19 protein-coding genes are annotated in these 22,383 nt (G+C 71.5%); 6 read left to right on the top strand and 13 right to left on the bottom strand.

Going from position 1 to position 22,383, the window contains the following annotated elements; genetic code table 11:
* The first annotated feature begins 29 nt into the window (after nt 1-29).
* From phnL to FDP22_RS08845, 3 genes are read left to right on the top strand one after another with little or no spacing between them, the layout of a single operon-like run.
* A complete protein-coding gene (gene phnL / locus FDP22_RS08835) occupies nt 30-710 on the top strand; it encodes a phosphonate C-P lyase system protein PhnL (RefSeq protein WP_138572076.1) in 681 nt (226 codons plus the stop codon).
* A complete protein-coding gene (phnN, locus tag FDP22_RS08840) occupies nt 707-1,312 on the top strand; it encodes a phosphonate metabolism protein/1,5-bisphosphokinase (PRPP-forming) PhnN (RefSeq protein WP_138572075.1) in 606 nt (201 codons plus the stop codon). Before phnL ends, phnN begins: the two co-directional genes overlap by 4 nt.
* 1 nt (nt 1,313) lies before the next feature.
* Entirely contained in the window at nt 1,314-2,492 is a 1,179-nt protein-coding gene (locus tag FDP22_RS08845) for an alpha-D-ribose 1-methylphosphonate 5-triphosphate diphosphatase (protein ID WP_138572550.1), read from the top strand.
* Nucleotides 2,493-2,850: 358 nt separating this feature from the next.
* On the opposite strand, the gene FDP22_RS08850 is transcribed toward FDP22_RS08845, so the two are convergent.
* Nucleotides 2,851-3,504 (bottom strand): glutathione S-transferase, encoded by a 654-nt coding sequence (locus FDP22_RS08850; protein ID WP_138572074.1) that lies wholly within the window; start codon nt 3,502-3,504, stop codon nt 2,851-2,853.
* A gap of 108 nt (nt 3,505-3,612) precedes the next feature.
* On the opposite strand from FDP22_RS08850, the gene FDP22_RS08855 reads away from it, so the two are divergent.
* The gene (locus FDP22_RS08855) at nt 3,613-4,842 is read left to right on the top strand and encodes a polyhydroxyalkanoate depolymerase (protein ID WP_138572073.1); all 1,230 of its coding nucleotides are present in this window, start codon (nt 3,613-3,615) and stop codon (nt 4,840-4,842) included.
* 22 nt (nt 4,843-4,864) lie between these two features.
* Nucleotides 4,865-5,473 (top strand): class I SAM-dependent methyltransferase, encoded by a 609-nt coding sequence (locus FDP22_RS08860; RefSeq protein ID WP_138572072.1) that lies wholly within the window; start codon nt 4,865-4,867, stop codon nt 5,471-5,473.
* 394 nt (nt 5,474-5,867) lie between these two features.
* Here FDP22_RS08860 and FDP22_RS08865 read toward each other — a convergent pair whose 3' ends face one another.
* The 5 genes from FDP22_RS08865 to FDP22_RS08885 all read right to left on the bottom strand — a co-directional run bounded on the left by FDP22_RS08865 (nt 5,868) and on the right by FDP22_RS08885 (nt 12,063).
* A complete protein-coding gene (locus FDP22_RS08865) occupies nt 5,868-6,767 on the bottom strand; it encodes an ABC transporter permease (protein WP_138572071.1) in 900 nt (299 codons plus the stop codon).
* A 342-nt stretch (nt 6,768-7,109) separates the two neighbouring features.
* On the bottom strand, nt 7,110-8,045 hold the full coding sequence (locus FDP22_RS08870) for an ABC transporter permease (RefSeq protein ID WP_138572070.1): 936 nt from the start codon (nt 8,043-8,045) through the stop codon (nt 7,110-7,112).
* A gap of 7 nt (nt 8,046-8,052) precedes the next feature.
* Entirely contained in the window at nt 8,053-9,039 is a 987-nt protein-coding gene (locus FDP22_RS08875) for an ABC transporter ATP-binding protein (protein WP_138572069.1), read from the bottom strand.
* Between the two features lie 166 nt (nt 9,040-9,205).
* Entirely contained in the window at nt 9,206-10,252 is a 1,047-nt protein-coding gene (locus FDP22_RS08880) for an ABC transporter ATP-binding protein (protein WP_138572548.1), read from the bottom strand.
* A gap of 152 nt (nt 10,253-10,404) precedes the next feature.
* Entirely contained in the window at nt 10,405-12,063 is a 1,659-nt protein-coding gene (locus tag FDP22_RS08885; protein WP_138572068.1) for an ABC transporter substrate-binding protein, read from the bottom strand.
* Between the two features lie 680 nt (nt 12,064-12,743).
* Between FDP22_RS08885 and FDP22_RS08890 the strand changes: the two genes are divergently transcribed.
* Nucleotides 12,744-14,177, top strand: coding sequence for an alkaline phosphatase family protein (locus FDP22_RS08890; RefSeq protein ID WP_138572067.1), 1,434 nt, complete (start codon nt 12,744-12,746; stop codon nt 14,175-14,177).
* 363 nt (nt 14,178-14,540) lie between these two features.
* On the opposite strand, the gene FDP22_RS08895 is transcribed toward FDP22_RS08890, so the two are convergent.
* From FDP22_RS08895 to FDP22_RS08930, 7 genes are all read right to left on the bottom strand, one after another.
* Nucleotides 14,541-14,894 (bottom strand): ADP-ribosylation/crystallin J1, encoded by a 354-nt coding sequence (locus FDP22_RS08895; RefSeq protein WP_138572066.1) that lies wholly within the window; start codon nt 14,892-14,894, stop codon nt 14,541-14,543.
* A gap of 71 nt (nt 14,895-14,965) precedes the next feature.
* Nucleotides 14,966-15,787 carry a sugar phosphate isomerase/epimerase family protein gene (locus FDP22_RS08900; RefSeq protein WP_138572546.1) on the bottom strand — a complete coding sequence of 274 codons (822 nt, stop codon included), beginning with the start codon at nt 15,785-15,787 and terminating at the stop codon, nt 14,966-14,968.
* A gap of 959 nt (nt 15,788-16,746) precedes the next feature.
* The gene (locus tag FDP22_RS08905) at nt 16,747-17,412 is read right to left on the bottom strand and encodes an aspartate/glutamate racemase family protein (RefSeq protein WP_138572065.1); all 666 of its coding nucleotides are present in this window, start codon (nt 17,410-17,412) and stop codon (nt 16,747-16,749) included.
* Between the two features lie 143 nt (nt 17,413-17,555).
* Nucleotides 17,556-18,395, bottom strand: coding sequence for an ABC transporter permease (locus tag FDP22_RS08910; RefSeq protein WP_138572064.1), 840 nt, complete (start codon nt 18,393-18,395; stop codon nt 17,556-17,558).
* Between the two features lies 1 nt (nt 18,396).
* Nucleotides 18,397-19,308 (bottom strand): ABC transporter permease, encoded by a 912-nt coding sequence (locus tag FDP22_RS08915; RefSeq protein WP_138572063.1) that lies wholly within the window; start codon nt 19,306-19,308, stop codon nt 18,397-18,399.
* A 567-nt stretch (nt 19,309-19,875) separates the two neighbouring features.
* On the bottom strand, nt 19,876-21,150 hold the full coding sequence (locus FDP22_RS08925; RefSeq protein ID WP_430225860.1) for an ABC transporter substrate-binding protein: 1,275 nt from the start codon (nt 21,148-21,150) through the stop codon (nt 19,876-19,878).
* 41 nt (nt 21,151-21,191) lie between these two features.
* Nucleotides 21,192-22,172, bottom strand: coding sequence for an ABC transporter ATP-binding protein (locus tag FDP22_RS08930; RefSeq protein WP_138572061.1), 981 nt, complete (start codon nt 22,170-22,172; stop codon nt 21,192-21,194).
* Nucleotides 22,173-22,383: the final 211 nt, after the last annotated feature.

A 22,383-nucleotide genomic window follows, 5' to 3' on the forward strand; every position in this document is an offset into this window, starting at 1 on the left:
CGCCATGCGCGCGATCTCAGGGGGATAGGATGATCCAGGTTGAAAACGTCTCCAAGCGCTTCACGCTGCACAACCAGGGCGGCGCCGAGCTGGAGGTGATGCGCGGCGCGCACCTCGGCGTGGCGCCCGGCGAATGCGTGGCGCTGGTCGGCGCCTCGGGGGCCGGAAAGTCCACGCTGATGCGGATGATCTACGGCAATTACCTCGCCGCCTCCGGCACCATCCGGGTGGGGGAGCTGGACGTGGTCACGGCCCGCCCGCGCGAGATCATCGCGCTGCGCCGCGAGGTGCTGGGCTATGTGAGCCAGTTCCTGCGCGTGGTGCCGCGCGTGCCCACGCGCGACGTGGTCGCCGAGCCGCTGCTGGCGCTGGGCCGGCCGGCGGAGGAGGCCCGCGCCCGGGCCGAGGCGCTGCTGGCCCGGCTCAACATCCCGCAGGCGCTGTGGGAGCTTTCGCCGCTCACCTTCTCGGGCGGCGAGCAGCAGCGGGTGAACATCGCCCGCGGTTTCGCCCATGACTACCCGGCCCTGCTGCTCGACGAGCCCACCGCCAGCCTGGACGCCACCAACCGCGGCACGGTGCTGAGCCTGATCGAGGAGGCCAAGGCCCGCGGCGCGGCCATCGTGGGCATCTTCCACGACACGGAGGCCCGCGCCCGGGTGTGCGACCGGGAGGTGGACGTGAGCGGTTTCGCCCCGAGGGTATCATGAACCCCGGCACGCTCATCGTGGTCGTCGGGCCCTCCGGGGCGGGCAAGGACACGCTGATCGATGCCGCCCGCGCCGCCCGGCCCGACATCTTCTTCCCGCGCCGGGTGATCACCCGGCCGGAGGAGGCTGGCGGCGAGGCCTTCACCGGCGTGAGCGCGCCCGAATTCGCCGCGCGCGAGGCCGCCGGCGGCTTCGCCACGCTGTGGCACGCGCACGGGCTGGCCTATGGCATCCCCTGCGAGATCGCGCCGGTGCTGGCCTCCGGCCGCCACGTGCTGTTCAACGGCTCGCGCAGCGTGATCGGCGCGCTGCGCGCCACCCATTCCGGGCTGCGGGTGATCGTGGTCACCGCGGCGCCGGAGGTTCTGGCCGAACGCCTCGCCGCGCGCGGGCGCGAGGACGCGGCCGATATCCGCGCCCGGCTGGCCCGGGCCGGCTTCGCCACGCCCGAGGGCCCGGATGTCACCGTGATCGACAACGGCCAGCCGCTGGACGCGGCCGTGGCCGCCTTCCTCGCCGCCCTGCCGGGCCCGTCCGCCGCCTCCGCCTCAGCGCCCGCCGCCCCCGCTTCCATGCCCCGAAAGGAACCCTCGCGTGCATGACATGATCGCTTCCGCCCCCGCTTCCGCCGCGCTGGCCGTCGGCGACGCCGAACTGGCCAATGCCCGACTGGTGCTGCCGGACCGGGTGATGCTCGGGCGCATCGCCGTCTCGCAGGGCGAGATCGTGGAGATCGCCGAGGGGGACGCCGTGCCCGCCGGCGCGCTGGACTGCGGGGGCGACTGGCTCTCGCCCGGCCTGGTGGAGCTGCACACCGACAACCTGGAGCGCCACATGCGCCCGCGCCCCGGCGTGGACTGGCCGCATGCCGCCGCCATTCTGGCGCATGACGCGGAGCTGGCCGGCATCGGCATCACCACCGTCTATGACGCCATCCGCGTGGGCTCGGTGCTCTCGGGCAAGAAGAAGAGCTACGGCCGTTACGCAAGGCAGATGGCGAACGAGATCCTCGCCGCCCGCACGTCCGGGGCGCTGCGCATCAGCCATTTCCTGCACCTGCGCGCGGAGATCTGCTCGGAGACCCTCACGGAGGAGCTGTCCGAGTTCGGCCCCGCCGACCGGGTGGGCATCCTGAGCCTGATGGACCACACCCCCCACCAGCGCCAGTTCGCCGACGAGCGCCAGTACCGCACCTATGTGCAGGGCAAGTACGGCTACACCGATGCCGAGTTCGACGCCCATGTGGTGCACCTGCTCGAGGTGAAGCGCCGCTTCGGCGCGCAGCACGAGGCAGACGCGGTGGCCTCCGCCCGGGCCTGGGGCGCGGTGCTGGCGAGCCATGACGACACCACCACCGACCATGTCGCGGCCTCGGCGGCGCACGGGGCGGGGCTGGCCGAGTTCCCCACCACGCTGGAGGCGGCGGAGGCCCTGCGCGCCGCCGGCATCGCGGTGATGATGGGCGCGCCCAACCTGCTGCGCGGCGGCTCGCACTCGGGCAACGTGGCGGCGCAGACGCTGGCGGATGCCGGGCTGCTGGACATCCTCTCCTCCGACTATGCGCCCGCCAGCCTGCTGATGGGCGCCGTGCGCCTCGGGCGCGAAGGCGGCGACATGGCTCGCGGCATCCGCATGGTGACCGAGGCGCCGGCCCGGGCCTCCGGCCTCACCGACCGCGGCGCCCTCGCGCCAGGGCAGCGCGCAGACCTGGTGCGCTTCGCCACCGCCGAAGGCTTCCCCTTCACGAAGGGTGTCTGGGTGCGCGGCCTGCGCGTGGCCTGACGCGGCCCGCCCGGGCCGGGGGCGGAGTTTCGCGGGGCAGGCGAGCCCCCGCCCCTCGGGCCGGCAGTCCCGCCGGGCAGACGGCGCTCCGGCGCCTGCGCCGCGCACGGGGCACCGGACCAGCGCATAGCTGTGGCAGACGGACAGGCCCCCGAGGCCGGGGCGACCTGATGCGCTTCGACCTCGGGCCGTTGCGGGAGGGCGATGCCGCGGAGCGCCGCGCGCGGATTGTGGGGAATGTCGCGGGTTCGTGGCTCGCGGCCCCGAACGCGCGAGGGACTGCGCCACGCGCCCTCTGACGAAAGCGCGCTCTCTTCCCGCAGCAGACGCAGCCTCTTCCGGCGCGCGCCCGGCGGCCTCAGAACTCGACGTCGAGTTCCTCGATCTCCTCCGGTTCCTCCACCGCGGCCGCGATCCAGGGCTGGAGCAGGGACCAGCTGAGGATGTGCTCGTTATAGGCGGCGGCCGGGCCGTCCAGCGCCACGGCATAGGTCTGGAACCGGGTGCAGACCGGGGCATACATGGCGTCGGCGATCGTCGGCTCGCCGAACAGGAACGGGCCGCCGTAGCGCTCCATGCACTCGGTCCAGATCGCCTTCACCCGCTCGATGTCCGGCCGCGCGCCGGCGAAGATCTTGAATCTGTCGTGCCGGGCCTTGAGGTTCATCGGCAGCGCCGAGCGCAGGTTGTGGAAGCCGGAGTGGATCTCGCCGCAGATGGAGCGGCAGTGCTGGCGGGCCACCATGTCCTTCGGCAGCAGGCCGGCCTTGGGGAACTTCTCGTTGAGATAGGCGCCGATGGCCAGCGTGTCCCACACGCTCACCTCGTTGTGGGTGAGGCGGGGCACCAGAACGGAGGGCGACAGCAGCAGCAGCTCGGCGCGCACGGTTGGGTCGTCCACCGTGACGATCTCCTCGTCGAACTCCAGCCCGGCCATGCGGCACAGCAGCCATCCGCGCAGGGACCAGGACGAATAATTCTTGCTGGAAATGGTGAGCGTGGCGCGCGGCATCGGTGTGTCCTCCCCGGGGTACTGCATCTATTGCAACGCACAATTCGCTCGCGGCGCAAGCGAAAAGACATTACGATTCGCGTGAATTCACCAGGAGGCGGCAAGGGAATGCTCTATCAGCTCTACCAGGCGCAGGACGACATGCTCACCCCCGTGCGCGATGCGGCCGACTGGATGCGCTCTCTCCTCGACATGTTTTCCGGCGCCCGGGGCACGGAGGCGGGGCCGGGCCTGCCCGAGCGCAGCCTCCGCGCCGGGCTGGAGATGATCAGCCGGCTGGAACTTTCCCACGTGAGCCCCGCCTTCGGCATCACCAGCGTGCCCTCGGGCAACCGCGATGCGCAGGTGCACGAGGAAGTGGCGCTGGACCTGCCCTTCGGCCGGCTGCTGCACTTCGTGAAGGACAGCGACGTGCCGCAGCCGAAGGTGCTGGTGGTAGCACCCCTGTCGGGCCATTTCGCCACGCTGCTGCGCGGCACGGTGGAGACGCTGCTGCGCGACCATGACGTGTACATCACCGACTGGACGAACGCGCGGGACGTGCCGCTCTCCGCCGGGCGCTTCGGCGTGGAGGATTACATCACCTACATCATCCGCTTCCTGGAGCAGATGGGGCCGCGCTCGCACATCCTGGCGGTGTGCCAGCCCTGCGTGCAGGCGCTGGCCGCCGTGGCGGTGATGTCGGAGGACAAGCACCCGGCCACGCCGCTGTCCATGACGCTGATGGCCGGACCGATCGACGTGCGCGAGAGCCCGACCACGGTGAACCAGCTCGCCAACGAACACCCGATCGAGTGGTTCGAGGACAAGCTGATCGCCACCGTGCCCTGGCGCTACAAGGGCGGCGGGCGGCGGGTGTACCCCGGGTTCGTCCAGCTCGGCGCCTTCATGACCATGAACATGGACCGGCACAAGAAGACCCACCGGGAGCTTTACGACCATCTCGTGGCCGGGGACGAGGCCTCCGCCGAGCGGATCAAGACCTTCTACGACGAGTATTTCGCCGTGCTCGACCTCACGGAGGAATTCTACATCGAGACCATCGACATGGTGTTCCAGCGCGCGCTGCTGGCCAAGGGCGAGCTCACCTACAAGGGCCGCCCGGTGCGCCCCGGCGCCATCATGCGCACGGCCCTGCTCACGGTGGAGGGCGGGCGCGACGACATCTGCGCCATCGGCCAGACCGCCGCCGCGCATGAGCTGTGCACCGGCCTGCGCCCGCACCTGAAGCGCCACCACCTGCAGGCCAATGTCGGCCATTACGGCGTGTTCAACGGCCGCAAGTGGCAGAACGAGATCTACCCGCTGGTCCGCAACCTGATGCTCGCGATGGAGTGACACCACCCGCGCGGAGGAGCCGTTGTCCACGCCGCCTGACTGGAACGCCGCCTATGCCGCCAGCGCGGGGAGCCTGTTCGGAGACACGCCGAACCTCTGGCTGGTGATGACCCTCGCGCGTCCGGGCTTCCCGGCGCGCACCGCCCTGTTCATCGCCGATGGCGACGGGCGCAACGGCACCTGGGCGGCGCGGCGCGGGCTCTCCGTCACCGCGATCGACATCTCCGCGGAGGCCACCCTGCAGGCGCGCGAGCGGGACCGGGCGGCAGGTGTCTCCGTGCGGCGCGTGACGGCCGATCTCGCCGGCTGGTCCCCCGATCGCAGCTTCGACGCGGTGTTCCTGTTCTACCTTCAGGGACCGCCCGCGCAGCGCGAGGCCGCCGTGCGGCTGGGCGCCTGGGCGCTGCGCCCCGGCGGCTGGTTCGTGATGGAGGCCTTCGCGGCCGCCGGAGAGGGCGGCTGCGGCCCCGCCGACCCGGCGCTGCGCTACGCGGAGGGCGAGCTTTCCTCCTGGCTTGAGGGGTTCACCCGGGAGGACTGGCTCTTCGGCGAGGTGCGCCTCGACGAGGGCGGGCGCCACCAGGGCCGGGCCCGGGTGGTGCGCATCGCGGCCCGCGCCCCCGGCGGCTGAGCCCCGTCCGGCGCCCCCCTGCGGCTGAAGCCCGCCTGCGTGAACCCTGCCTGCGTTCCCGGCGGCTGAACCCCGCGTGCGCTCCCGGCGGCTGAGCCCTGCCCGCGCCGCCCTGCGGCTGGGGCCCGCCTGCGCGCCCGGCGGCTGAGGCCCGTCCGCACCCCTCGGCGGCCGGGACTCGCTCGCGCCCCCCGGCGGCTCAATCCCGTACGCGAGCACGGGGGGCCATGCGCCTCTCCACAACTGGCCGGGCCCCCTTGGCGGCAGTTCGCGAAGCGCGTTTGGCTACGGGCCGCCGGAAGGTTCCCTTCGGCGGCGTCTGCCTCTGCGGGGCCCGCTCACCGCGCGGCGCCTGGTGTCGCGCGGCAAGACGGGCCCGGAGCATCCGGCCCGGTCAGCGCAGGGTGGGGTCGAAGCGGTCGCGCAACCAGTCGCCGAGCATCGAGATCGACAGGGTGGTGAGCACGATGGCCGCCGCCGGGGCCAGCATGATCCAGGGCGCGGACTGGATGTAGTCCCGCCCGTAGCCCACCATGTTGCCCAGGCTCGACATCGGCGGCTGCACCCCCAGCCCGAGGAAGGACAGGCCGGATTCCAGCAGGATCACCTCCGGGAAGTTCAGCGTCATCGACACGATGAGCGTGGAGGCGATGTTGGGCAGGATGTGGCGCCCGTAGATCCGCCAGGGCGTGGCGCCCAGGTCGCGCACCGCGGTGGCGTAGCCCTGTTCGGCGGCCGAGATGGCGAGACCGCGGGCGATGCGGGCGATCCGCTCCCAGCCGTAGAACCCCATCAGGACCACCAGCAGGGTGAGCGAGTTGCCCAGGAAGGCCAGCATGGCCAGCGCGATGATCATGAAGGGCATGGCCGCCTGCGCGTCGATCAGCATCAGCACCACCTGCTCCACCTTGCCGCGGAACCAGGCGGCGAGGAAGCCCAGCGTCACGCCCAGGCTGGCCGCGATGAGCGTGGAGAGGAAGGCGATGACCAGCGAGATCCGCACCGAGGCGATGAGCCGCGAGAGCACGTCGCGCCCCAGTTCGTCCGTGCCCAGCGGATGGGCCCATCCGCCGCCGAAGAACACCGGGGGGGTGAGCCGGGCGCGCAGGTCCATCGCCAGGTAGTCATAGGGTGCCACATGCGGCGCGAAGGCCACCAGCACCGCGCAGAGCGCCAGCCAGGCGAGGGCGAGGAGGATGCCCGGCGGCCAGCTCTCGAAGAAGGCGCCGAGCCTGTTCTTGGCGGTGAAGACACTGCCGCTGCTGGTCCCGGTGTCGGTGGAAAGAAGGGTCATGGCTGGGGCTCCGGCTGGGGGATCGGGTGGCGCAGGCGTGGGGGACGGAAGCGGGCGGGCAGGCGGGAGGCGCGGCCGGCAAAGCCGGTCGGTCGGACAGGAGGCCGGCCCGGCGAAGAAGGCGGGCGGCCCGTGCGGCGGCAGCGGGGGGCCGGCCCGGCCGCGAAGGAATGTTCTGGAAACGGGCGGCGGCGGGGAGCATCTTCTCGGGTCGGGTCGGGTCGGGTCGGGTCGGGTCGGGTCGGGTCGGGTCGGGTCGGGTCGGGTCGGGTCGGGTCGGGATGCGCGCCAGCCGGCGGGTGCCGGGCCCGGGGGCGTCGCGACCCCCGGGCCGGGGCCCCGTCAGGCGGGTTTCGCGGCGCGGCCCGTGCGCAGGCGCGGGTCCACCCAGCCGTAGGCCATGTCCACGACGAGATTGGCGCCCACCATGGTGAAGCCGATCAGCAGCAGGATGACCTGCACCACCGCGAGGTCCCGGTTCGCCACGGCGGTGACCAGCAGACGCCCCACCCCGGGCCAGGAGAAGATGCTCTCCACCACCACCGCGCCGGCCACCAGGCTGCCCACCATGAAGCCGATGATGGTGAGCGTGGGAATGGCGGCATTCGGCAGGGCGTGGCGGATGATCACCTGGTGCCACAGCAGCCCCTTGGCCGAGGCGGTGCGGATATAGGGCTGGCCCAGCGTCTCCAGCATGGCCGAGCGGGTGAACCGCGCGATCACCGCCGCCCCGATCACCCCCATGGTGACGATGGGCAGCACCGCGTGCCACAGCGTGTCCGAGCCGCCGGAGGGCAGCCAGCGCAGCCGCACCGCGAAGATCAGCGCCAGCACCAGCCCCATCACGAAGCTCGGCACGGTGAAGCCCATCACCGAGACGGTCATGATCGCCCGGTCGATCACCGTGTTGCGGTGAAGCGCTGCCCAGATGCCGGCGGGGATGCCGATGAGCATGTTCAGCAGCAGCGCCGGCAGGGTGATGAGCAGCGTGTCGGGCACCCGCTCCAGCACCAGGTCCAGCGCCGGGCGGCCGTCACGCATCGACAGGCCGAGGTCGCCGTGGGCGATGGCCGAGAAATAGCGCAGATACTGGACCCACAGCGGCTGGTCGAGGCCCCAGGCGGCGCGGAAGGCCTCGAAGGCCTCCGGCGGCGCCTCGGGTCCGAGGATCGCGATGGCCGGGTCGCCGGACAGGCGCAGCACCACGAAGGCCGCCGAGACGATCAGTGCCACGGTCACCAGGGCGCGCAGCAGGCGGGAGAGGAAATAGCGCATCATGTCCGGTTCACTCCGCGGCTTGGACCGCGGGCGCGGTCGCGAGATGGCAGGCAACGGAACGCCCGGAATCGCGCGCCAGGCGCGGCACCTCGCGGCTGCAGACGGCCATGGCCTGCGGGCAGCGCGGGTGGAAGGGGCAGCCCGAGGGAACGTCCACCGGGTTCGGGGGGTCGCCCTCCAGCACGATGCGCGCACGCTTGCGCCCGGGCACCGGGATCGCGGAGACGAGGGCCTGCGTGTAGGGGTGCAGCGGGCGGTGGAACACCTCCTCCGGCGCGCCTTCCTCCACGATCCGCCCGAGATACATCACCGCCACCCGGTCCGACATCTGCCGGACCACCTTCAGGTCATGGCTGATGAACAGCGCGGCGAAGCCGGTGCGGGCGCGCAGGTCGTCGAGCAGGTTCAGCACCTGCGCCTGGATGGAGACGTCGAGCGCGGAGACCGGCTCGTCGCACACCAGCAGGGCCGGGTCGAGGGCAAGGGCGCGGGCGATGACCACCCGCTGGCGCTGGCCGCCGGAAAGCTCGTGCGGGTAGCGCTCGGCCATGCGCGCGCCGAGGCCCACCTGCTCCATGAGGTCGGCCACGCGCGCGGCGCGCTCCGGTGCGGGCAGGGCGGGCTCATGGATGACGATGGGCTCGCCGATCTGCTCGCCCACCTTCATCCGCCGGTCCAGCGCGCCGAGCGGGTCCTGGTAGATCATCTGCATGCGCCGGCGCTGGCGGCGCCAGGCGGCGTCATGGCGCGCGGTCACGAGGGCGCCGTCGAAACGCACCTCGCCGGCGCCGGGCGGCACGAGGCCGAGCACCAGCCGCGCCGTGGTGGACTTGCCGCAGCCCGATTCCCCGACGAGCCCGAGCGTCCGCCCGGCGGGAATGTCGAAGTCGAGCCCGTCCACGGCCTTCAGCGTGGCGGGTTTGCCGAACAGGCCGCCGGGGCGGCGGATGGCGAAGTGGCGCTTGAGGCCACGCACACAGAGCAGCGCGGTCATCGGGCCTCCTGGCTGGCTGGAAACTGGCAGGGTTCGGCATGCGCCCGCGCTGCCCTGCCCGGGTGGGCCAGGGCGCATCGGGCCGCGACGCCCCGTGAGGATGCATCGGGCGACAGGCCGGCGCGGGAGGGGGACCGGGCTGCGGCGAAGGTGGGACGCAGCGGCCTCATGCGGGCACCTCGCGGGCATGTTCCACCCGTCCCTCGGGCGGCAGGGCGCCGCGGCGCACGGCCTCGATGCGCAGGCAGGCGGCGCGGTGGTCGCCGCCGGGCACCGGGCGCAGGCCCGGCAGGGTGCCGGAGCAGGCATCGTCGGCGAAGGCGCAGCGCGGCGCGAAGGTGCAGCCCGGGGGCAGCGCATCCGGCGCGGGCACCGTGCCGGGGATGGCGTCCAGCCGCACGCGCGGGCCGTCGATCACCGGAAGGGCCCGCATCAGCCCGATGGAATAGGGATGCGCCGGGGCGGAGAACAGCCGCGTCGCGCCGGCGGTCTCGATCACCCGGCCGCAATACATCACCGCCACGCGGTCACAGATGTCGGAGACCACGCCGAGGTCATGGGAGATCAGCACCATCGCCATGCCGGTCTCGCGGCGCAGGTCGCCCAGCAGATCGAGGATCTGCGCCTGGATCGTGGCGTCGAGCGCGGTTGTCGGCTCGTCCGCGATCAGCAGCTCGGGCTCGCCCGCCAGCGCCATGGCGATCATCACGCGCTGGTTCATGCCGCCGGAAAGCTCGTGCGGGTAGTCGCGCAGGCGCTGGGCGGGGTTGGAGATGCCGACGCGCTCCAGCAGGCGGGTGGCCTCGCGGCGGGCGTCCTTGCCGCGCAGCCCGCGGTGCAGCCACAGGGCCTCGCCGATCTGCCGGCCGATGCGGTGCACCGGGTTCAGCGCCGAGGACGGGTCCTGGAAGATGAGCGCGATGCGCCCGCCGCGCAGCCGGGCGAGGCGCCTTGCCGGCGCGTTCAGGATCTCCTCGCCCGCGAGCTTCACCGAGCCGCGAATCCGCGCGCGGGCGTCGAGCAGGCCGGTGGCCGCGAGCCAGGTGATCGACTTTCCGCAGCCGGATTCCCCCACGATTCCGAGGGTTTCGCCGCGGTGCACGTCGAGGTCCACCCCGTGCAGCGCGCGCACGAAGCGGCGGCCGGTGTCGAAATCCACCGTGAGCCCGCGCAGGCTCACGAGGGGTTTGAGCTCATCGAAATGCTCGGTCATGGCGGGTGCCCTGAACTCCGGGAGTGAGATGGGCCGGCGGCCGGAGGGACGGCCACGGGCAGGGGGCAGGCCGGGCGTACCCGGGACGGCGGCGCCGCCCCCGGGCCGGAGCCGGGGGGCGGCGGAGCGGGCGCGGGCGCCCGGCTGTCACGTCAGTTCGCGGGCTTCACGATGGCGAAATTGTCGGCCCGGAAGTCCATCGACTGCAGCGCGGAGGGCTCCCAGGCGATGTCGGCCCGCTTGCCGTAGAAGATCGCGTTCTGGTGCAGCACCGTGTAGGCGGGGTCCTCGCGCTCGGCGATCTCGAGCATCCGGCGGAAGGCGGCCCGGCGGGTTTCGAGGTCGGTCGAGGTCTCGAGCCGGATGCAGAGCGCGTTGAACTCCTCGTTCGTCCATTCGCCGACCTGCTGCTGCTGGCCGTTCTGGCAGTGCTGGTTGACGATGGAGGCCACCGGGTCCGGGAAGGGCGCGGAGTTCGACCAGTCGCGCACCATGCGCGGCCCGCTCTCGGTGTCGAAGATCTGCTGCCAGTTCTCCTTCATCTCGATCTGCACGTTGAGGCCGATCTGGCGGAAGGATTCGGCGTTGATCTGCGCGGTGGACACCTGGTTGGTGTAGTAGTTGTTGAGCACGCGCATGATGATCGGCTCGCCGTTGTAGCTGGAGTCCTTCACCAGCTTGCGGGCCAGGTCCATGTCGTACTCGGGCACTTTCCAGTCCGACAGGTACATGTCGCCGTAGTATTCCCACTGCAGGCCGGCCGGCACCTTGGTGCGGTTGCCCCAGAGCGCCTCGACGATGGAGTCCCGGTCGATGGCGTGGGTCATCGCCTGGCGAACCTTCACGTCCTTCATCGGGCCGTTGTTCTTGTCGAACACCATCAGGCGGTGGTTGGTGATCGGGCCGCCGACCACGTCGAACTTCGGCTCGTCGTCGATGAGGGCGATCTGGTCCGGCGGCACGTCGGTGATGAAGTCATACTCGCCCGAGAGCAGGCCGTTCACCCGGCTCGCCACCTCCGGCACCACCACGAAGCGCAGCTCCGCGATCGGCGGCTTCCCGCCCCAGTAGTCGTCATGCGCGGCGAGCACGAGCACGTTGTCGGGCTTGAACTCCACCACCTTGTAGGGGCCGGTGCCGACCGGGTGGCGGGCGTAATCGGCCCAGGTCGGGGCTTCCTCATAGGCGCGTTTCGAGAGGATCTCGGCGCCGTAGCGCGAGATGCGGCCCTCCAGCGTGGGGTCCGGCACTTCGGAGATGAAGCGCACGGTCATGTCGTCCACCTTCTCCACCCGGTCGAGGTTCGGCCAGGCGCGGCGGGCCACGGCGGCCACTTCCGGCGGCGGCACCTTGCCGTTGGTGATCTGCGCGACGGTGGAGGTGAACAGCTGCGCGCCGGATTTCTGGGCCTCGATCTGCTCGGGCAGGGTGCCGAAGCGCTCCGGCGAGAAGGTGAACACCACGTCGTCGGCGGTCATCGTGTCGCCGTTGTGGAACTTCACGCCCTGGCGCAGGGTGAGCTCGACCGTCCGGTCGTCGATGCGCTTCCAGGAGGTGGCGAGGCCGGGCTTGCGCGGCAGGTCCGGCAGCTGGCGGTCATAGTCGATCAGCGTCTCGAACAGCGAGTAGAACACGCGGGCGCCGACGTTGGACTGCTCGCGCAGAACGTCCAGGGCGCCGGCATTCACGATCTGCTGGACCGCGACGGTGATGTGCGGGCGGTCCTGCGCAAGGATGGGGGAGCTCAGCAGCGTGCTGGCCATGAGGCTCGCGGCAAGGGCGAGGCCGAGGGTGCGGCGGGTGAGGTGCATCGGTTGGTCCCGTTCCTGGAGATGACGGGGCACTGCATGGCGACGCGCGGCAACATCGGCGTGACAGGGATGCGACTGTCCTGTCACAATCCGCGCGGCCCCCCGGCGGCCCGGCGTGCACAGCACGCCAGGCAAGCCAGGCTGCATGTCAGGCAAGCCAGGCTGCACGTCGTGGCGAGGCCTGCCGCCACTGCGCATGTGATGCAGGCCCGTTGGCCCGGCAGCAGGCCCTCGGCGGGTACACCGATAGGTTCCGGCAGGCCGGCCGGGAGCGATGGCCGGGCGGCGTTCCGGCAGGAAGGCTGAGAGCGATGGGCTGGCGGCGTTCATGCAGGCTGAGAGTGTCGCCGGGAAGGACGCCGGGCAGGCTGACGCTGCCGGCCGGGAGGCACTGGGCAGGCTGAGTTTGCCGGCCGGGAGGGTGCCGGGCAGGCCGGCTTGCAGTGCTGGCCGGGTGGACAGCGGGCCGGCCGGTCGGGGTGCCCGGCCCCGTCAGGCGGTCTCGGGAGGATGGCCCGGAAAGTGCCCGGCGGTCGGCCCCCGTCGAGGATGTCCGGGACAGGTCGGGAATGCGGTTGGCGGCCCGGCGCGCGCGGCTGTCATCGAACCGCGACATTCCGCGTGCAAGAGGGGCCCCGGACGGCCCGGGCGCGGGCCGGTGACCCCCGGGGGAGGGACGGATGGACGTGACAGGGGCCCGGCGGGCCGTGATCGTGGTGTTCGACGGGCTCAGGCCCGACATGGTGACACCGGAGCTGATGCCCGAGCTCGCAGGCTTCGCCGCCGGCGCCGCGTGGTTCCGCGAGGCGCGCTCGGTGTTTCCCTCCTACACGCGGGTGGCGACGACCAGCATCGCCACCGGCTCCTGGCCGCGGCGCCACGGCATCGTGGGCAACCAGTTCCACCAGCCGGGGCTGATTGCGGGCGGTCCGCTCGACACCTCGAACTACGCCCATCTGGAGGCCGCGGCCGTCGCCTGGCCCGGTGGGGCCGTGGGGGTGGAGGATCTCGGCACCAGCCTCGCGCGCGCCGGCAAGCGGCTCTCCATCGTGCACTGCGGCTCGGCCGGTTCGGCCTTCCTGCTCAACTCCCGGGTGCTGGAGAACGGCCACTGGACCTTCTCCATCCACGGCGAGGCGCATACCCGCACGCCCGGGGCGGTGCGGGCCTCCGTCGCCCGCCACGGCCCGCTGCCCGGGCCGGAGCTGCCGAAGATCGGCGCCGTGGAGCGTGCGGCACAGGTGGTCTGCGACACGGTTCTGGCCGAGCAGGCGCCGGACGTGGCCATCGTGTGGTTCCCGGAGCCGGACACCTCCTTCCACTATTGCCGCATCGGCTCGGAGGACTCGCGCCGCGCGCTCGCCGCCTGCGACACCGCCTTTGCCCGGATCCGCGCCGCGCTGGGGCCCGACACGCTGCTGATCGCCATGTCCGACCATGGCCAGATCACCGTGGACCGGGAGGTGGACCTCGGCGCCGCCCTGCGCGCCGCAGGCTTCCGCGCCTCCGACCGTCCGGGGGAGGGCGATGTCTTCGGCTACACCCGGGGGGCCGCGGGTGAGTTGCGCCTGCTCTCCGACCGCCCGGACCCCGCCGCCGTCTCGGACCTCGCGGCCTGGGCCATGGAGCAGGACTGGCTGGGCCTCCTCTTCTCCCGCGACGGCCTGCCCGGCACCCTGCCGCTTGCGGCGGTGATGGGCGACCACCCCCGTGCGCCCGATCTCGTCTACGCCTGCCGCTCCGACCGCACGCCCGACCCGGACGGCCTGCCCGGCCGCGGCGCCTTCACCGGCGGTGTGCCGCTGATGGGCGGCATGCATGGCGGGCTGAACCGGCATGAGCTCACCACCCTGCTGGCCCTCTCCGGCCCCGGCATCACGCCGGGTGAGCGGGAGTGCCCGGCCGGCATCGTGGACGTGATGCCCACCGTGCTCGCCGCGCTCGGCGTTCCCCAGCAGGGCGCCGAGGGCCGCGTGCTGGAAGAGGCCTGGGGGGCTGCCCCCGCCGCCGTCGAGCGGCTTTATGACCGTGCCCGCGCGGGCCGTTTCGCCCAGGAACTCCAGCGCCTGGGCTACCGGGACCGGGTGTATCTGCACGAGGGCGCCCGCCTCTGAGCCCGCATCAGGCCCGGCCCGCCAGGCCGGCCTCCGCCGCTCGTCCCGCGCCGTGCCGGGTGTCCGGCGCCCGCCCCGCCCGCGGCGCCTGCCCGTCGTCGACATCCCGCGCTCCGCCCGGGCGCCGCGACGGCCCGAAGGGGGCTCGATGCCCCCGAGGGACGTTTCCCCCCGGGCTGCCCTCCCCGCACGGGAGCGGGCGGCCGGGCGTGACCGGGCCGGGGCCGGGAGAAGTGCCGTTCCGGGAGGAGAGGAGAAGACCGCTCGGCGGCGGGACATGGCCAGGGCAGGGTCCGCCCGCCCCGTCGCGACGGACACGGGGCGACGGCCCCCGGCGCGCGCCCGCCGCCCGGGGCACCGGGGTCAGCGGAATTCGCGAACCACCTCGATCTCGCCCGCGATCGCGTCGTTGAAGGCGGGGAGGTCCCCGGCCGGGATCCAGTATTCGCGGTGCGCGACGCCGCCCACCGCCTGCACCGTGTAGCCGGCGAGGAAGCTGCGCCGCACCTCGAAGCGGGTGACGAAGCCGCTGCCGCTGGCCTTCACGTTCCAGTCCCGCGCGATCTTCACCGCGTATTCCTCGGTGGTGACGGGGTAGAAGATCGGCTGCTCGGGCAGGCGCGGCGGAAAGGCCCGCATGCCGCTCTCGCGGATGAGGGCGAGTTCTTCCGGCCCCACGGGCCGCCACAGGGTGAGGGTGTCGCGTGTCGCGTTCATGGGCACGATCAGGGCGCGGGCGGGCCGCAAAGGCAAGCCCCCGGCGCGGTGGCACCGGGGGCAGGGGTGGCTCAGCGCGCGAGGCCGAGCGCTTCGAGATAGGCCACGGCGGCGGGCACCTCGGCCTTGTCGCGCAGCTCCAGGTTCAGCCGGGGCTTCGCGTCGATGCGCGCGAGGGCGGCGAAGAGCGAGCCCCAGAGGATGTTGCCCATGCCCGGGCGCCAGTGCCGGTCGGCGTAGCCGTCGGTGTCCTGGATGTGCACGTGCTCGAGCAGGGAGCCCGCCGCGAGCACGTGGTGGTCCACCGGCGGCGCGCTGTGCTGGTGATGGGCGATGTTGGCGTGGCCCGTGTCGAGCGACACGCGCACCGAGGGGCTGGCGAGGCTCTCGGCCAGCGCCACGCGCTCGGCCGGGTCACGGTCTTCGATGTTCTCGATCACCAGCGTGACGCCGAGCGCCTCGGCCCGCGGCAGCAGCGGCTCCAGCGTGGCGCGGGCATTGTCGGCGGTGCGGTACTGGCCGGGCAGGTGGTGGCGGTTGGTGTAGTCCCAGGTGGTGAAGGGGCTGTGCACCACCATCTGGGTGGCGCCGATCTCCTCGCAGGCGTCGAGCCCCTGGCCGAGGCGCTTCTGCACCACCGCGCGGATGTCCGCGTCCATCGTGCCGATGGAGAAGCCCCAGAACGGCCCGTGGATGCCGAGGCGCCCGGTGTAGCCGGCGAGCAGCCGTTTCGTCTTCGCCGCGGTGCCGCGCCAATCGCCTTCCAGCAGGTCGGCGCTGAAGAAATCCTGGATCTCGAGGTCGCGCTGGTCGGCGATGATCCAGTCGCCGTAGGTTTCGAGCGCGTCGGTGGGCAGGCAGACGCCGAGCAGGGGCAGGGTGTGGTCGGTCATGGAAGTCTCCGTTCCGGGCATGGTGCTTCGCCGCCTAAGCCCGGCGGGTGACAGGACGGAGACGCCCCGATGGCCCTTTGATGACCGCCGCGCGGGGAGGGGACGCCCGCCTTGCCGAGGGGGCCTCGCGGCCCCCGCAGCGCGGCGGGTGTGGCGAAGGACTGTCGTCCTCCGCCGGCGCGCGGTGCCCCGCGGTTTCGCATGTGGGTGGCTTTGCCGGCTGGGCGCTTCGGGCGTCCACCGGAGCGGGGCGGGTGGCTGGCGGGGTCTTGTGCGGCCGAGATCGTCTCGCTGTCGGGAGTCACCGGAAGGCCTGTCGGCGTCTGCGCTGCGCGGGGAAATCGCGCCCATGTCGGGTAGGGGCATCCGATTGCACGGGGCCGCGCCCCCGAGCAGGTGCGTGAGCCGGACGCCCACCCTGAGTTGGGCGCGAAGGGCCGCGCCCGACCCTGGGTGGGCGCGAGCAACGCTTCTGGTCAGCGGTTTATCCCGAAAGCCCCGAACGAGGGCTGAACGTCGAGCGACATCGCCATCGCGCCCTCCCGGGGGGAGGGTCGGGCGCGGCCCGGGCTGGTCGCCCGGGCGGTCGAGGCGGGCCGGGAGGTCATTGCCTTGCCCGAACGTCGTCGGAGACGCACGTTCGGCAAGCAGCAAGCAGCAAGCAGCAAGCAGCAAGCAGCAAGCAGCAAGCAGCAAGCAGCAAGCAGCAAGCAGCAAGCAGCAAGCAGCAAGCAGCAAGCAGCAAGCAGCAAGCGGCAAGCGGCAAGCGGCAGGCATGCCGGGCAGCAGGCGCACCGGGGCACCGGGGCGCCTGACGCGGCATTTGCACGAGGTTCATCCGACGATGACGCGACGCAGTGGCGCCGGACCCGGCCGAGCGGCCCCCCGGGTCCGCAGGGACGGGCTCCGGCGGGCAACCGCATCGCCCGCCGGCGAGCTGCGGAGCAATGGCCCGCCCGTCAGCCTGTCCCGTTCCCCAGCCCCACCATTGCATGCGCGAGGCGCACGGCGGCGCGCACGCCGTCGATCACCGGCACGCCATGGGCGGCGGAGAGACGGTCCGCGAGGTCGGCCATCCCGGCGCAGCCGAGCACGATGGCGCCGGCGCCATCCTCGGCCACCGCGCGGCCGATCTCGGCGCTCACCTGCGCCTCGGCAGCGCCGCCGAGCTCCTCGAGCGCGAGGACCGGCACCTCGCTCGCCCGCACCCGGGCGCAGAGCGCGGCGAGCCCGTAGGCCTCGAGGTTCTCCTCGATCACCGGGATCGAGACCGAGAGGGTGGTGACCACCGAGAACCGGTGCCCGGAGAGCGCCGCGGCATGGAAGGCGGCCTGGCCGATGCCGAGCACGGGGCCGGGGAAGAGCGCCCGCGCCTCGGCAAGGCCGGTGTCGTCGAAACAGGCGATGATCGCGGCATCCGCCCCCTCGGCGGCGCCGGCGCGCAGGGCGGCGAAGAGCCCGGGCAGGGCGGCGGCCCCATCCTCGGCCCCCTGGATCGAGGCCGGACCGGAGAGCGAGGTGCGTGCGAGGATCTCGACCCCGGCAGGCGCCGCGCCCCGCGCCGCCTCCGCCGCCTTCTCGGTCATCGAGACGGTGGTGTTCGGGTTGACCAGCAGGAGGCGCATCTCAGCTCCGCCTCCGGGGGCGCGCGACCGGCCCGCGCCGCGGCGCGCCCTGCCGCCGACACCCCGCGCCAGCGCTGGCGCCGCGACGGCACGAGGGGGCTCGATGCCCCCGAGGGACGTATCCGGAGAGGGTCGCCATCACCTCAGACCATGCCCTTGCCGGCGTCCGAGGCCCGCCGGGCCCGGCGCCGCTGCGCGATGAAGGCGCCGCCCAGGAACACGCCGATGATGGCGAGCGAGAACAGCGTGGTGAGCGTGCCGAGCGCGTAGAGCACCGGCGAAGTGACATTGGTCGTCATGCCGAAGATCTCCAGCGGCAGGGTGTTGTAGCTGCCGGCGGTGAGCAGGGTGCGGGCGAATTCGTCGTAGGACAGCGTGAAGCCGAACAGCGCCACGCCGATCAGCGAGGGCGCGATGATCGGCAGCACCACGTGGCGGATGGTCTGCCAGGGCGTGGCGCCCTGGTCGCGCGCGGCCTCCTCGAAGGAGGCGTCGAACCGGTTGAACACCGCGAACATGATCAGCAGGCCGAAGGGCAGGGTCCAGGTGAGCTGGGCGCCGAAGCCGGAGGTGGACCAGTGCACGTTCAGCCCGGCGATGTTGAAGATCAGCCCCACCCCCAGCGACACCAGGATGGAGGGAATGATCAGCGAGGTGACGATGAGCAGGAACAGGACGCCCGAGCCGCGGAACTTCTTGCGAAAGGCGAGCCCGCCCATCACGGAGACCACCACGGTCACCACCATCACCATGAGCCCCAGCACCAGGCTGCGCCCGAAGCTGCCCCAGATGTCGCCCACCGCCTGCTGCTCGAACAGGTCCGCGAACCAGTGCAGCGAGACGCCGTTCATCGGGAAGGTGAGCCCACCCTGCGGCCCCTGGAAGCTCAGGATGGCGATGGTGATCGTCGGCCCGTAGAGGAACAGCACGAACAGCGCGAAGATCGCGCCGAGGACGTAGAAGGAGCGCGGGCGCGGTTCCATCTCAGAGCTCCTTGCGGATGTCGACGAAGCGCAGCATCGCCGAGATCATGATGAGGACGGTGAGCAGCAGGATCACCGCGTCGGCGGCGGCGGCGGGGTATTGCAGCAGCGCGATCTCGTTGGAGATCATCCGCCCCACCGAGGCGGACTGGCCGCCGGACATGAAGCGCACGGTGATGAAGTCGCCCATCACCAGCGTGACCACGAAGATCGAGCCGATCATGATGCCGGGCTTGGTGAGCGGTATGATCACGTTCCACAGGATCTGGCCGCCGGTGGCGCCCGCGTCCCGCGCCGCCTCGATCAGGGATTTGTCGATGCGCATCATGGTGTTGAAGATCGGCACCACCATGAAGAGCGTGTAGAGATGCACGAAGGCGAGCACCACGGCGAAGTCGGAGAACAGCAGCCATTCCACCGGCTCCGAGACGATCCCGAGATCGAGCAGCACCGAGTTCGCGATGCCGTTGCGGCCCAGGAACGGGATCCAGGAGATCATCCGGATGATGTTCGAGGTCCAGAACGGGATGGTGCAGAGCAGGAAGAGCGCGATCTGCCAGGTCTGGGTGCGCACGTGGAAGGCGAGGAAATAGGCCACCGTGAAGCCGATCGCCAAGGTGAACACCCAGGTGAGCACCGTGTACATCAGCGTGTTGAGATAGACCGAGAGCGTCACCGGCGAGGTGAGCAGGAACTGGTAATTGTCCCACAGGAAGGCGGGGTAGAAGGACCACTCGGTGGAACCCCAGAAGCTCACCACCACGATGGTGATCACCGGCAGCACCAGGAAGAAGCCCAGCACCAGCACCAGCGGCGAGGCGAGCGCCCAGGCGGTGACCGCCTCGGGGACGCGGTAGAGCCCGGTGGCCCGGGCGGGGGCCGTTGCGGGCGCGGTGATCTCGATGTCGCTCATCCTCGGCGCTTCCCTTGCTCTTGAGGGCCCGCGCCGTGGCGCGGGGAGGTGTCGGGCGGGCCGGCGGCCGGTGGAGCCGCCGGGTGGTGTCTGTCGTCTCCCGGGTGGCGCGGGAGGGCGGCCGCCGGGGGTGCCGACCGCGTCGGAGAGGGGCTGCGCCCCCCGCCTCCGCGACGGCGTCGGGTCCCTTCGGGCCCCTCCGGCGCGGGCTCCGGCCGGGCGCTGCCCTCGCGGCTCTGCGCGGCGGCCGGAGCGGGCGCACCGGGTGCGCAGCACCCGGCCGGGCCCAAAGTGCAGGACACCGACAGGTGGCCGGAGCACGGGAGGGCTCCCGGTGATGACCGGCTTGCGGACCGGGGGCAATCGCGGGATCTTCCGTGCCTCGTGCCTCGTGCCTCGTGCCTCGTGCCTCGTGCCTCGTGCCTCGTGCCTCGTGCCTCGTGCCTCGTGCCTCGTGCCTCGTGCCTCGTGCCTCGTGCCCCGCTGGCCGGATGCCTGCGAGGACGTCCGGCGGCGGGGGTGGTTGCGGAGGCCTGCGCGCCGGGGCGGCAGGCCTCCGCCTGGCCGTCAGGCGGCGATGAACTCGTTCCACTTGCGAACCATGTACTGGTTCTCGTCCATCACCGAGTTCCAGCAGGCCACGTGGCCCATGCGCTCCTCGAAGGAGCCGCCGTCACGGGTGGCGCCGGCCTTCTCCATCACCTGGCCCTGCGGGTTCACGATGTCCTCCTGCGCGGGCTTGCCCTCGAACCAGTAGCCCCACTCGTCGGCGGTCATGAATTCCTTCGAGGTCTCGGGCACGGCGGAGTAGTAGCCCTGGCGCATCAGGAAGCCGCCGACCCAACCGGAGAGATACCAGTTGATGTACTCGTAGGCTGCCTCCAGCTCGAGGCCCGAGAGGTTCTTCGACAGGCCGATCCCGCCGCCCCAGGAGCGGTAGCCCTCCTTCAGCGGCTGGTAGACGCAGGGAATGCCCTTGGTCTTCACTGCGGTGATGGCGGGCGACCACATGGACTGGATCACCACCTCGCCGGAGGCCATCAGGTTCACGCTCTCGTCGAAGCTCTTCCAGAAGGCGCGGAACTGGCCGGCCTTCTTCGCCTCGGTGAAGATCGCCATGGTCTTGTCGATCTCCTCGCGGGTCATGTTGCCCTTGTCGCCGTAGGAGATCTCGCCCATCGCCTCGCAGACCATCGCCGCGTCCATGATGCCGATGGAGGAGATGTCGAGGATCGAGGCCTTGCCCTTGAACTCGGGGTTCAGCAGCTCGGTCCAGCTGGAGATCGGGCGGCCGATCAGGTCGGGGCGGATGCCCAGCGTGTCGGCGTTGTAGATGGTGGGGATCAGGGTCATCCAGCCGGTCTCGTGATCGGCGAAGGTCGTGCCGTCCGGCCCGTCCACGAAGCCCACGGTGTGCGGCGCGGTGCCCTGCGCGATCACGCTCCCCGGGGTGAGCTTGCCGGATTTGAAGATGCCCACGATCTTGTCGTAGTTCTTGATCTTGGAGACATCCATCGGCTGCAGGTTGCCCGACGGCCAGACCTTCTTGCAGATCCAGTACTCGATGTCGGCAATGTCGAAGCTGTTGGGCTGGGTGGCGGCGCGCTGGGTGACGGAATCGGAATCGAGCGCGGTCATCTCCAGGGTGAAGCCGAGGTCCTCCTTCACCTTCTGCGCCACCTCGTTGAGGTTCGACACGCCGGTGCCGAACTGGCGCAGGGTCACGTCCTTGATGTTCTGGGCCCAGATCATCGGCGCGCCGATCGTGGAGCCGGCCGCGAAGGTGGCCGTCGCGGCGGCACCCTTGAGGAGGCTGCGCCGGCTCACTCCGGTCTTTGTCATGGTCATGGGTCTTGTCCTCTTCCCTGTTGGAGGTTCTTTGTTCAGCTGGCCAGCGGATGCAGGTCCGCGGGGTTCCATGAAAGGGTCACCGGGTCTCCCGGCCCCAGCGGGGCGGCGTAGAACTCCGCCTCCGGCACCATCGCGGTGAGATCGTCCGCGCCGGCGGTGCGCAGCGCCACGCTCACGCTGTGACCCTGGAATTCGATGCCGCTCACGATGGCGGCCAGCCCGGCGCCGCCGCGGCTCACCGCGAGGCGGTCGGTGCGGATGGCGTGACGGCGGCCGCCGTCGGTGAGCACGTTGTGCCCGCCCATGAAGCGGGCGACGAACTCGGTGACGGGCGCGTTGAAGATCTCGCGCGGCGTGCCGGCCTGCTCGATCTTCGCGCGGTTCATCACCACGATCATGTCCGCCAGCGCCAGCGCCTCGTCCTGGCCGTGGGTCACGTGCACGAAGCTGATGCCGAGCTCGCGCTGCAGGCGCTTGAGCTCGGAGCGCATGCGGATGCGCAGGAACGGGTCGAGCGCGGAGAGCGGCTCGTCGAGCAGCAGGATCTGCGGCTCGGTGATCAGCGCGCGGGCCAGCGCCACGCGCTGCTGCTGCCCGCCGGAGAGCTGCGCCGGCAGCCGGTCCGCATAGGCCGAGATGTCCACCAGCTCCAGCAGCTCGCCGGCGCGGCGGTGGCGGGTGGGCTTGTCCACGCCCTTCATCTTGAGGCTGAAGGACACGTTGTCGATCACGCTCAGGTGCGGGAAGAGCGCGTAGCTCTGGAACATCATCGCGGTGCCGCGCCTTGCCGGGGGCAGGGCGCCGATGCGCTGGCTGCCCAGCAGGATGTCGCCGTCGCTCACGCTCTCGTGGCCGGCGATCATCCGCAGCGTGGAGGACTTGCCGCAGCCCGAGGGCCCCAGCAGGCAGCAATAGGTGCCCGCCGGCACCAGCAGCGATATCGCGTCGACCGCCACGGTCTCCCCGTAGCGCTTGGTCAGCGCGACCAGTTCGAGATCAGATGCCTGGCGCATGGGTTTCTCCGCTGCCGTTCCGGAACCGTCTCCCCGGGGCCATGCAAAGCCCGTGCCAATTGTTTACAATCTTTTAACACATTGAACGGAATGTGAAATCTCAGGTGGCTGGCCGCAGGCCGATTCCGGGCTGCGCGAAGATTGAGCAGATTGCCAACAATATGATGGAAGATTGCACACAATTCCCGCTTGTGCCGGCGGCTGGCGGGAT

This window comes from Paroceanicella profunda (genome assembly GCF_005887635.2).
Classification (GTDB): domain Bacteria; phylum Pseudomonadota; class Alphaproteobacteria; order Rhodobacterales; family Rhodobacteraceae; genus Paroceanicella; species Paroceanicella profunda.

Bases quoted from the DNA above. Each gene is read 5' to 3' on its own strand.
- FDP22_RS08865 (WP_138572071.1), bottom strand. From the start codon at position 6,767: ATGACCCTTCTTTCCACCGACACCGGGACCAGCAGCGGCAGTGTCTTC.
- phnN (WP_138572075.1), top strand. From the start codon at position 707: ATGAACCCCGGCACGCTCATCGTGGTCGTCGGGCCCTCCGGGGCGGGC.
- FDP22_RS08900 (WP_138572546.1), bottom strand. From the start codon at position 15,787: ATGACCGACCACACCCTGCCCCTGCTCGGCGTCTGCCTGCCCACCGAC.
- FDP22_RS08850 (WP_138572074.1), bottom strand. From the start codon at position 3,504: ATGCCGCGCGCCACGCTCACCATTTCCAGCAAGAATTATTCGTCCTGG.
- FDP22_RS08885 (WP_138572068.1), bottom strand. From the start codon at position 12,063: ATGCACCTCACCCGCCGCACCCTCGGCCTCGCCCTTGCCGCGAGCCTC.
- FDP22_RS08855 (WP_138572073.1), top strand. From the start codon at position 3,613: ATGCTCTATCAGCTCTACCAGGCGCAGGACGACATGCTCACCCCCGTG.
- FDP22_RS08875 (WP_138572069.1), bottom strand. From the start codon at position 9,039: ATGACCGCGCTGCTCTGTGTGCGTGGCCTCAAGCGCCACTTCGCCATC.
- FDP22_RS08895 (WP_138572066.1), bottom strand. From the start codon at position 14,894: ATGAACGCGACACGCGACACCCTCACCCTGTGGCGGCCCGTGGGGCCG.
- FDP22_RS08915 (WP_138572063.1), bottom strand. From the start codon at position 19,308: ATGAGCGACATCGAGATCACCGCGCCCGCAACGGCCCCCGCCCGGGCC.
- phnL (WP_138572076.1), top strand. From the start codon at position 30: ATGATCCAGGTTGAAAACGTCTCCAAGCGCTTCACGCTGCACAACCAG.
- FDP22_RS08890 (WP_138572067.1), top strand. From the start codon at position 12,744: ATGGACGTGACAGGGGCCCGGCGGGCCGTGATCGTGGTGTTCGACGGG.
- FDP22_RS08870 (WP_138572070.1), bottom strand. From the start codon at position 8,045: ATGATGCGCTATTTCCTCTCCCGCCTGCTGCGCGCCCTGGTGACCGTG.
- FDP22_RS08845 (WP_138572550.1), top strand. From the start codon at position 1,314: ATGATCGCTTCCGCCCCCGCTTCCGCCGCGCTGGCCGTCGGCGACGCC.
- FDP22_RS08905 (WP_138572065.1), bottom strand. From the start codon at position 17,412: ATGCGCCTCCTGCTGGTCAACCCGAACACCACCGTCTCGATGACCGAG.
- FDP22_RS08925 (WP_430225860.1), bottom strand. From the start codon at position 21,150: ATGACAAAGACCGGAGTGAGCCGGCGCAGCCTCCTCAAGGGTGCCGCC.
- FDP22_RS08910 (WP_138572064.1), bottom strand. From the start codon at position 18,395: ATGGAACCGCGCCCGCGCTCCTTCTACGTCCTCGGCGCGATCTTCGCG.
- FDP22_RS08930 (WP_138572061.1), bottom strand. From the start codon at position 22,172: ATGCGCCAGGCATCTGATCTCGAACTGGTCGCGCTGACCAAGCGCTAC.
- FDP22_RS08880 (WP_138572548.1), bottom strand. From the start codon at position 10,252: ATGACCGAGCATTTCGATGAGCTCAAACCCCTCGTGAGCCTGCGCGGG.